This window comes from Citreimonas sp. (assembly GCF_042096055.1).
Taxonomy (GTDB): Bacteria; Pseudomonadota; Alphaproteobacteria; order Rhodobacterales; family Rhodobacteraceae; genus Citreimonas.
Genome location: NZ_JBELMH010000040.1, coordinates 1 through 5091 on the forward strand (window position 1 = coordinate 1; position 5091 = coordinate 5091).

The 5091-nt window shown below is 67.5% G+C and carries 3 protein-coding genes and 1 pseudogene; 2 read left to right on the top strand and 2 right to left on the bottom strand.

Features of this window, described 5'->3' with window-relative positions; genetic code table 11:
- Both ACFDTC_RS10455 and ACFDTC_RS10460 read right to left on the bottom strand, forming a co-directional pair.
- Window positions 1-565: bifunctional ornithine acetyltransferase/N-acetylglutamate synthase (locus ACFDTC_RS10455; protein ID WP_375258820.1), on the bottom strand; the 565-nt coding region annotated here is incomplete at its 3' end.
- 4 nt (window positions 566-569) lie between these two features.
- A complete protein-coding gene (locus ACFDTC_RS10460; RefSeq protein WP_375258821.1) occupies window positions 570-1421 on the bottom strand; it encodes a peptidylprolyl isomerase in 852 nt (283 codons plus the stop codon).
- Window positions 1422-1623: 202 nt separating this feature from the next.
- Here ACFDTC_RS10460 and secA point away from each other — a divergent pair, with 202 nt between their 5' ends.
- Window positions 1624-4410, top strand: a complete 2787-nt coding sequence (secA, locus tag ACFDTC_RS10465) for a preprotein translocase subunit SecA (protein ID WP_375258822.1) — start codon at window positions 1624-1626, stop codon at window positions 4408-4410.
- Window positions 4411-4553: 143 nt separating this feature from the next.
- Window positions 4554-5091: pseudogene (locus tag ACFDTC_RS10470) on the top strand (translocase); the annotation flags it as partial.

A 5091-nucleotide genomic window follows, 5' to 3' on the forward strand; every position in this document is an offset into this window, starting at 1 on the left:
CCTTGGCGATCCCGGCGATCTTCACCGGCCCGTCGGACGTGTCGATCGTGGCCGACGACCCCTTGGGGAAGGTGTCGGTGGTCATGATCGCCCGCGCGGCGTCGGGCAGCCCCTCGGCCGACAGCGCCGCCACCAGGTCGTCGATCTTGGCGGTGATCCGGTCGTGGGGCAGCGGTTCGCCGATCACGCCGGTCGAGGAGGAGAAGACGCGCGTCTCGGGCAGGCTGACCGCCTTCGCCACGGCGCCGGTAACGGCGGCCGTGGCGTCGCGGCCGTTCTTGCCGGTGAAGGCGTTGGAATTGCCCGAATTGACGATGATCGCCGCGCCTTCGCTGGCCTCTCCGCCGATCTTGTCCTGGCAGTCCAGCACCGGCGCCGAGCGCGTGGCCGAGCGGGTGAATACGCCCGCCACGACGCTGCCCGGATCGAGCAGCGCCAGCATCACGTCGCGGCGCCCCTTGTAGCGCACGCCGGCCTCGACGGCGGCGAAGCGCGCACCGTCGATGACCGGCAGGTCGGGAAACGCCGCCGGGGCGAGCGGAGAGAGCGGGGCCGGTTTCGCCATGATGTCAGTCCTGCAGCAGGTCGAGGTCGCTGAGCGCCGAAGTGTCGATCTCGCCCGGTGCGGTGCGGGTGATTTCGGCCTCGGCGACGCGGGCGTCGATGAATTCCTGCACCGCCTGCTGCTGCAGCTCGCTCTCGATCTGGCCGCGCACCTCGTCGAGTTCGGGCGCCTCGGCGGTGCGGGTCTCGTTCAGCTTGATCACGTGCCAGCCGAACTGCGTCTGTACCGGGTCCGAGATCTCGCCCGGTTGCAGCTGCTCGACCGCCTGCTGGAACGGCTCGACCATCATGCCGGGGCCGAACCAGCCGAGCGAGCCTCCGTTGGGGCCCGACGGGCCGGTCGACCGTTCGCGCGCGGCGGTGGCGAAATCGGCGCCACCGCGGACCTCCTCGGCGATGGCCTGCGCCTCTTCCTCGGATTCGACCAGGATATGCGAGGCGTTGTATTCCGAACCCTGCGCGGCTTCGGCGAACTGCGCCTCGTAGGCTTCGCGCACGGCCTCGTCGGTCACGGCGCCCTCGGCGATCTGGCCGATCACCTCGGAGGCCAGCAGCGAGCGACGCTCGTTCTGCAGCGCGGTGCGGACGCGGCGCGTCTCGGTCGCCATGTCGGTCTGCGCCAGCACTTCCTGCTGCACGATCTGGTCAAGGATGCCCTGCCACAGCACGTCCGGCGGAAGTTGCTGGTACTCGTCGGGTAGCGAGGCGCGGATCATGATCATCTGGCCCAGCGTGACGTCCTGGCCGTTGACGGTGGCGACGACGGTGTCGGCGGTGGGTTCGTCCTGCGCGTGGCCGGGGGCGGCCAGCGAAACGGCCAGCGCCGCGGCGGCAAGGCGGAGGGTCATCTTCGACATCGTTTCCGTTCCTTCAATGGTTCGATCGCGTATCATGGGCGGGTCGGGGCCTGCGTCCATGGCGGCGTTGACACTTTATGGCCCGCCCCTTACATCGCCGTGGTGGCTCTGCGAGGCCGACGATTTCCTCCGTCATATGGCTCATGTGCGAGGCGGGCAAGCAGATGCCGCACAAGAGGACGTCAGACAGGACAGGCCGATCATGCTTGGAAATATCGCGCGCAAGGTGTTTGGCACGCCCAACGACCGCAAGGTCAAGGCCACGCGCCCGATCGTCGAGAAGATCAACGCGCTCGAGCCCGAGTTCGAGGCCCTGGACGATGCCGGCCTGATCGCGCGGACCGAGGATCTCAAGGCGCGGCACGCCAAGGGCGAGAGCCTGGACGACCTGCTGCCCGAGGCCTTCGCCAACTGCCGCGAAGCCGCCAAGCGCGCGCTGGGGCTGCGGGCCTTCGACGTCCAGCTGATGGGCGGCATCTTCCTGCATCAGGGGAATATCTCCGAGATGAAGACGGGCGAGGGCAAGACGCTGGTCGCGACCTTCCCTGCCTACCTCAACGCACTGACCGGGCGCGGGGTCCATATCGTCACCGTCAACGACTACCTCGCCAAGCGCGACGCCGAGTGGATGGGCAAGGTTTACGGCGCGCTGGGGATGAAGACCGGCGTCGTCTACCCACGCCAGCCCGAGGCCGAGAAGTCCGAGGCCTACGCCGCCGACATCACCTATGCCACCAACAACGAGCTCGGCTTCGACTACCTGCGCGACAACATGAAGTCCGAACTGAGCCAGATGAACCAGAAGGATCACTACTTCGCCATCGTGGACGAGGTGGACAGCATCCTGATCGACGAGGCGCGCACGCCGCTGATCATCTCGGGCCCGTCCGAGGACCGCTCGGACCTCTACCAGCAGATCGACCAGCTGGCGCCGCTGCTGACGGACGAGCATTACTCGCTCGACGAAAAGCAGCGCAACGTGACCTTCACTGACGAGGGCAACGAGTTCCTCGAGGACCAGCTTCACGCCCGCGGCCTGCTGCCCGAGGGGCAGACGCTGTACGACCCCGAGAGCACCACCGTCGTGCACCACGTCAACCAGGCCCTGCGCGCGCACAAGATGTTCAAGCGCGACAAGGACTACATCGTCCGCGACGGCGAGGTCGTGCTGATCGACGAGTTCACCGGCCGCATGATGCCGGGGCGCCGCCTGTCCGACGGCCTGCACCAGGCGATTGAGGCCAAGGAAGGCTGCAAGATCCAGCCCGAGAACGTGACGCTCGCCTCGGTCACGTTCCAGAACTACTTCCGCCTGTACGAGAAGCTGTCGGGCATGACCGGCACGGCCAGCACCGAGGCCGAGGAATTCATGCAGATCTACGGCCTCGGCGTGGTCGAGGTTCCGACGAACAAGCCGATCGCCCGCCAGGACGAGGACGACAAGGTCTATCGCACCGGGCGCGAGAAATACGCCGCCATCGTCGAGCAGATCCGCCTGGCCCACGAGAAGGGCCAGCCCGTGCTGGTCGGCACCACCTCGATCGAGAAGTCCGAGGCGCTGAGCCAGCTGCTGACCGAGGCGAACCTGCCGCACAACGTCCTCAACGCGCGCCAGCACGAGCAGGAGGCGCAGATCGTCGCCGATGCCGGCAAGCTGGGCGCGGTCACGATCGCCACGAACATGGCCGGCCGCGGCACCGACATCAAGCTGGGCGGGAACGTCGATTTCCAGATCCTCGAGGCCATCGCCGCCAACCCGGATCGCGACCCCGAGGACATCCGCCGCGAGATCGAGGCCCAGCACGAATCCGACGAGAAGGCCGTGAAGGAAGCCGGCGGTCTGTTCGTCCTAGCCACGGAGCGGCACGAGAGCCGCCGGATCGACAACCAGCTGCGCGGCCGCTCGGGACGGCAGGGCGACCCGGGCCGGTCCGAGTTCTTCCTGTCGCTCGAGGACGACCTGATGCGCATCTTCGGGTCGGACCGGCTGGACAAGGTGCTCAGCAGCCTCGGCATGAAAGAGGGCGAAGCGATCGTTCATCCGTGGGTGAACAAGTCGCTCGAACGCGCGCAGGCCAAGGTCGAGGGGCGCAACTTCGACATCCGCAAGCAACTGCTGAAGTTCGACGACGTGATGAACGACCAGCGCAAGGTGATCTTCAGCCAGCGCCGCGAGATCATGGAGGCCGAGGATCTCGCCGAGATCGTTCAGGATATGCGCCACCAGGTGATCGACGACCTCGTCGACGCCTACGCGCCGCAGAAGGCCTATGCCGAGCAATGGGACATGCAGGGCCTCTACGCGGCCGTTCTGGAACGCCTGGGCCTCGACCTGCCGCTGATCGGCTGGGCCGAAGAGGATGGCGTCGACCAGGACGTGATCCGTGAGCGGCTCGAGCAGGAATCCGACAAGCTGATGGCCGAGAAGGCCGAAGCCTTCGGCCCCGAGACCATGCGCCAGGTGGAAAAGCAGGTTCTGCTGCAAACGATCGACGGCAAGTGGCGCGAGCATCTAGTGACGCTCGAGCATCTGCGCTCGGTCGTGGGCTTCCGCGGCTACGCGCAGCGCGACCCGCTGAACGAGTACAAGACCGAGGCGTTCCAGCTGTTCGAGACGCTTCTCGACAGCCTGCGCGAGGAAGTGACCCGCAAGCTGGCTCAGGTCCGTCCGATCTCGAAGGAAGAGCAACGCGTGATGCTGTCCCAGCTTCAGGCGCAGCAGGACCAGCTGCGCCAGCAGGCCGAGGCCGGGCAGGCTGCTCAGGCACCGGACCCGTCGCCGGGCACGGGCGCCGCGCCGGCCGGCGCCGCGCCTGCGGCCACCGCGCAAGCCAGTGGCGACACCGCGCTGGCCGAGGCGCCTGCCTCGGCCCCGCGCGAGGGCTTCGACGAGACCGATCCCTCGACCTGGGGCAATCCCGCGCGCAACGAATCCTGCCCTTGCGGGTCGGGCAAGAAGTTCAAGCATTGCCACGGTCGCCTCGCCTGACACCGCTCTAGCGAAGGCCATCGCCGCGCCGGGTTGATCGGCGCCAAACCTGCAGCGACGCCCCGATTGTTTCGCGGCGTTGCCCAATGCCTGCCATCTTTGATTGCGAAGCCTTTACCAACATCGGGTATCGGATTGCGATCATGGCTCGGCTCAAGACTTACATCCTCGCCTGCGCGACGTTCCTCAGCGCCATCGCGATCGGCTACGCAATGCAGAAAGACGAGCGCGCCGCGCAACTCGCCCGCATCGCTCCGGCGATCCACCTCGAGGATGTCGAGATGACCTCGGCCCGTCGCGGCGAACCGACCCTGCCGGCCGAGATGGCTGCGGCCGACCTGCCGGAAACGCATGTCGCGCTCGACACCGGCGATACCAGTAGCGTGCGGCCCGCCCTGCCGCAGGCCACGCAGGCCGCGACCGGCTTCGCCTGCACACCCGAGATGACGGCGGAACCGGCGGCGGGCGCGATGATCCGCGTCGCGCTGTCCGCGCCCTGCCGCGCGGACGAGCGCGTAACCCTGCACCACCAGGGCCTGATGATCACGCACCGGATGGCACCGGACGGTACGCTCGAGGCGATGATCCCCGCGCTTTCCGAGACCGCCACCGTCATGGCCTCGTTCCTGGACGGCGCGGGTGCTTCCGCGACGACCGAGGTCAGCTCGCTCTATTTCTACG

Bases quoted from the DNA above. Each gene is read 5' to 3' on its own strand.
- ACFDTC_RS10460 (WP_375258821.1), bottom strand. From the start codon at position 1,421: ATGTCGAAGATGACCCTCCGCCTTGCCGCCGCGGCGCTGGCCGTTTCG.
- secA (WP_375258822.1), top strand. From the start codon at position 1,624: ATGCTTGGAAATATCGCGCGCAAGGTGTTTGGCACGCCCAACGACCGC.